Here is a 3593-nt window from a genome sequence, read left to right on the forward strand (position 1 = left end):
CGGCTACATCGAAGACATCGGCGACGGCCGCGGCTACACCGCCGGCATCATCGGATTCTGTTCCGGTACGGGCGACATGCTGGACCTGGTCGAGCTGTACACCAGCCGTAAGCCGGGCAACGCGCTCGCCTCGTATCTGCCCGCCCTGCGGCAGGTCGACGGCACGGACTCGCACCAGGGCCTCGACCCGGGCTTCACCTCGGCCTGGAAGCAGGCGGCCAAGGACTCCGCGTTCAAGACCGCGCAGAACGACGAGCGCGACCGCGTCTACTTCAACCCGGCCGTGAACCGCGCCAAGCAGGACAAGCTCGGCACGCTCGGGCAGTTCGCGTACTACGACGCCATCGTGATGCACGGCGACGGCGGCGACAGCACCAGCTTCGGCAACATCCGCAAGCGCGCGCTGGCCAAGGCGAAGCCGCCGGCCCAGGGCGGCGACGAGAAGCAGTATCTGCACGCCTTCCTCGACGCCCGGGTGTGGGCGATGAAGCAGGAGGAGGCGCACGAGGACACCAGCCGGGTGGACACCGCGCAGCGGGTGTTCCTCAACAAGGGCAATCTGAATCTGGACCCGCCGCTGGACTGGAAGGTCTACGGCGACAGCTTCCACATCGGCTGAACGAGATCGGCTGAACGGGCCGGTCGTCAGACGTAGTCGGCCGTAAGGCGCAGTCGGTAGTACGACGGCGGGTACGGCACCCAGGGCTTCCATCGGTGCCGTACCCGTAGCCGTAGCCGTAGCCGTACTCGTCCCGCCGCTGAGCCCCGTCCCGCCGCTGAGCGCGGCGAGGCGGCCGGACGATCAGCCCGATCGGCCCTCCGCCGCGATCCGCGCGAGGCGCCGCGCCTCGCTCTGTGTCTCGCGGGCGATGGCGTCCTCGTCCACCATGGTCAGACGGTTGTCCTCGACCACACTCACGCCGTTGACCAGCGAGAGCGTGACGGGCGCGGCGGCGCCGAGGACCAGCGCGACGACCGGGTCCGCGATCGAGGCATGCGCGAGCGTGTCCAGCTTCCAGAGCACGAGATCGGCGAGCTTGCCCGCCTCGATCGATCCGATCTGATCGGCGCGGCCGAGGACTTGAGCACCGCCGTACGTACCGAGCCGCAGCGCCTGACGCGCGTTCAGGGCGCTCTCGCTCCGTGCGCCGAGGCGGTTGATGAGCAGCGCGTTGCGCAGCTCGGTGTGGAGTTCGCCCGACTCGTTGGAAGCGGTCCCGTCGACACCGAGACCGACCGGAACACCCGCCGCGAGCATGTCGGAAACCCTGGCGATCCCGGCGGCGAGGCGGGCGTTGGAGGACGGACAGTGCGCTACGCCCGTGCCCGTACGCGCGAACGCGGCGATGTCGGAGTCGTTCATATGGACGCAGTGGGCCATCCACACATCGGAGCCGAGCCAGCCGGTCGACTCGAAGTAGTCCGTGGGGCCCATCCCGAACAGTTCCTTGCAGAACTGCTCCTCCTCCATGGTCTCACTGCCGTGCGTATGCAGCCTCACGCCCTTGCGCCGGGCCAACTCCGCGCCCTCCACGAGCAGTTCGGTGGAGACGGAGAACGGCGAGCACGGTGCGACCGCGATCTGGGTCATCGCGTCGAAAGCGGTGTCGTGGTGGCGGTCGATGGTCGCCTCGGTGGCGGCGAGCGCGCCGTCGAGGGACTCCACGGCGAAGTCCGGAGGCAGTCCGCCGTCCGAGATCCCGCGGTCCATGGAGCCACGGGCGAGAGTGAACCGTACGCCCGTCTCCGCGGCGGCCCCGATGATCGCGCCCGACAGATCGCCCGTACCGCGCGGATAGACATAGTGGTGGTCCATGGCGGTGGTGACTCCGCCGCGGGCCATCATCGCGAGCGAGCCCCGCGCCGCCGCCCGTACCATCGGCTCGTCGATCCGCGCCCAGATCGGATAGAGCGCCACCAGCCAGTCGAAGAGATTGTGGTCGGTGGCGAGCCCCCGGGTGATCCACTGGTAGAAGTGGTGATGCGTATTGACCAGGCCGGGAGTGATGAGATGGCCGGTGCCGTCGATACGGCGGACCACCCGCTCCAGACCGGCCGGAGCCGGGCCCGCGCCGACCGACTCGATCCGGTTGTCCGCGACGACGACATGTCCCGAGGCGTACTCGGTGTCGTGCGCGTCCACGGTCGCGATGGCGCAGTTCTCGATGACGATGCGCGAAGCCGCCATGGCGATTCCTCTTCCTCTTCCTGCCTTCGGGCGTCGGCCCGGCTCATCCACCGGACTCGTCGGGCTCATTGGGCCGGTCGGGCTCATAGGGTTCATCGGGCTCATCGGAGACGCGTGAGGTCGGCCGGGATGCGCGGCTCGGCTCCGTCACGCAGAACGGTGGCCTCGATGAGCCCGTAGGGACGGTCGGCCGCGAAGTACACCTCGTTGTCGTTCTTCAGCCCGAAGGGCTCCAGATCGACCAGGAAGTGATGCTTGTTCGGCAAGGAGAAACGGATCTCCTCGATCTCACCGCGGTTCTCGATGACGCTCGTACCCATCTGGTACAGGGACTGCTGGAGCGAGAGCGAGTAGGTCTCGGCGAAGGTCCGGAGGATGTGCTTCTTCGTCTGCGCGTAGGACTCGTCCCAGTCCGGCATCGGTACGCCGTCACCCGAGCCGTGGCCTGAGCCGTCACTCGAACCGTCGCCCGACCAGCGGTAGCGCCATCGCGCGGAGACGTCGGTCGCGAGAATACGGTCGTACGCCTCCCGGAGCGTTGTGTACTTGTCCTTGGCGTAACCCCAGAACTCGGAGTTGGTCGAGTTCAGCACCGTCAGATCCGTCAGTCCCGAGACGGCCTCCCAGCTCTCGCCGTCGAAGGTGATCTGGGCCAGACGTGTCTCCTGGCCCGTACGGACGAAGGAGTGCCTGGGCTGCTCGGCCGTGCCGGACCAGACCTCGCCGTCGTGAGCCATGCCGTCGGAGGTGTCGATGCGCTCCCAGGCGTACTCCTCGATCCGGATACGCGCCCGGTGGATCGGCTCCTGGCCGGTCACGAAGTGCCGGGCGAGACGGATGCCGAACTGCTCGGCCGACTCGATGCCGTACTCCTTGGCGAACGCGTACACCGTGTTCTTGGTGGTGTCGGTCGGCAGGACATGGGTGTTGGAACCGGAGTGGTGGACGTCCGCCATATCGCCGGAGAGGGCGACGGAGACGTTCAGGTCCTTGATGTGATGGGTACGGCCGTCCCGCGTGATCCTGACGACGCGGTTCTCCGCCTTGCCGTACTGGTTCTGGCCGAGAATCGTGGGCATGGCTCGCTAGCTCCCTCGGTATACGGAGTAGCCGAACGGGCTGAGCAGCAGCGGTACGTGGTAGTGCTCGCCGGGAGTGACGGTGAAGGTGATCGTCACCTCCGGGAAGAACGATGTGCCGCTGTCCCGTGCGCGGGAGGCGTCCTGCTGTGCCTCGGCTTGGTCCCTGGCTTGCTCTCCGGCTTGGTCTCTGCCGACGAAATACGCCTCGGTCCCGAAGTCGAGACGTACCTGTGCCGTTTCCACCGGCAGCGCCGGCAGGTCCTTGCAGCGCCCGTCCGCGTCGGTGCGCGAGCCGCCGAGCGCCGCCCAGGCGGCGCCGGAGC

Annotated in this window: 4 protein-coding genes; 1 reads left to right on the forward strand and 3 read right to left on the reverse strand. The window is 67.8% G+C overall.

Annotated elements, in window-relative coordinates; genetic code table 11:
• On the forward strand, positions 1–619 hold a 619-nt coding region (locus GA0115259_RS29130; protein ID WP_093602551.1), incomplete at its 5' end, for a chitosanase.
• Positions 620–802: 183 nt separating this feature from the next.
• Here the strand turns inward: GA0115259_RS29130 and GA0115259_RS29135 are convergent.
• The 3 genes from GA0115259_RS29135 to GA0115259_RS29145 all read right to left on the reverse strand — a co-directional run.
• Positions 803–2188: an 8-oxoguanine deaminase gene (locus GA0115259_RS29135; protein WP_093602553.1), complete on the reverse strand. Its 1386-nt coding sequence runs from the start codon at positions 2186–2188 to the stop codon at positions 803–805.
• Between the two features lie 101 nt (positions 2189–2289).
• Positions 2290–3267, reverse strand: coding sequence for a factor-independent urate hydroxylase (pucL, locus tag GA0115259_RS29140; RefSeq protein WP_093602555.1), 978 nt, complete (start codon positions 3265–3267; stop codon positions 2290–2292).
• Between the two features lie 6 nt (positions 3268–3273).
• On the reverse strand, positions 3274–3593 hold a 320-nt coding region (locus tag GA0115259_RS29145; RefSeq protein WP_093602557.1), incomplete at its 5' end, for a hydroxyisourate hydrolase.

Source organism: Streptomyces sp. MnatMP-M17 (assembly GCF_900091995.1).
In the GTDB taxonomy this organism is placed as follows: Bacteria; Actinomycetota; Actinomycetes; order Streptomycetales; family Streptomycetaceae; genus Streptomyces.

What these genes read in the sequence shown, in the direction of transcription:
- GA0115259_RS29135 (WP_093602553.1), bottom strand. Translation starts at nt 2,188, where the DNA reads ATGGCGGCTTCGCGCATCGTCATCGAGAACTGCGCCATCGCGACCGTG.
- pucL (WP_093602555.1), bottom strand. Translation starts at nt 3,267, where the DNA reads ATGCCCACGATTCTCGGCCAGAACCAGTACGGCAAGGCGGAGAACCGC.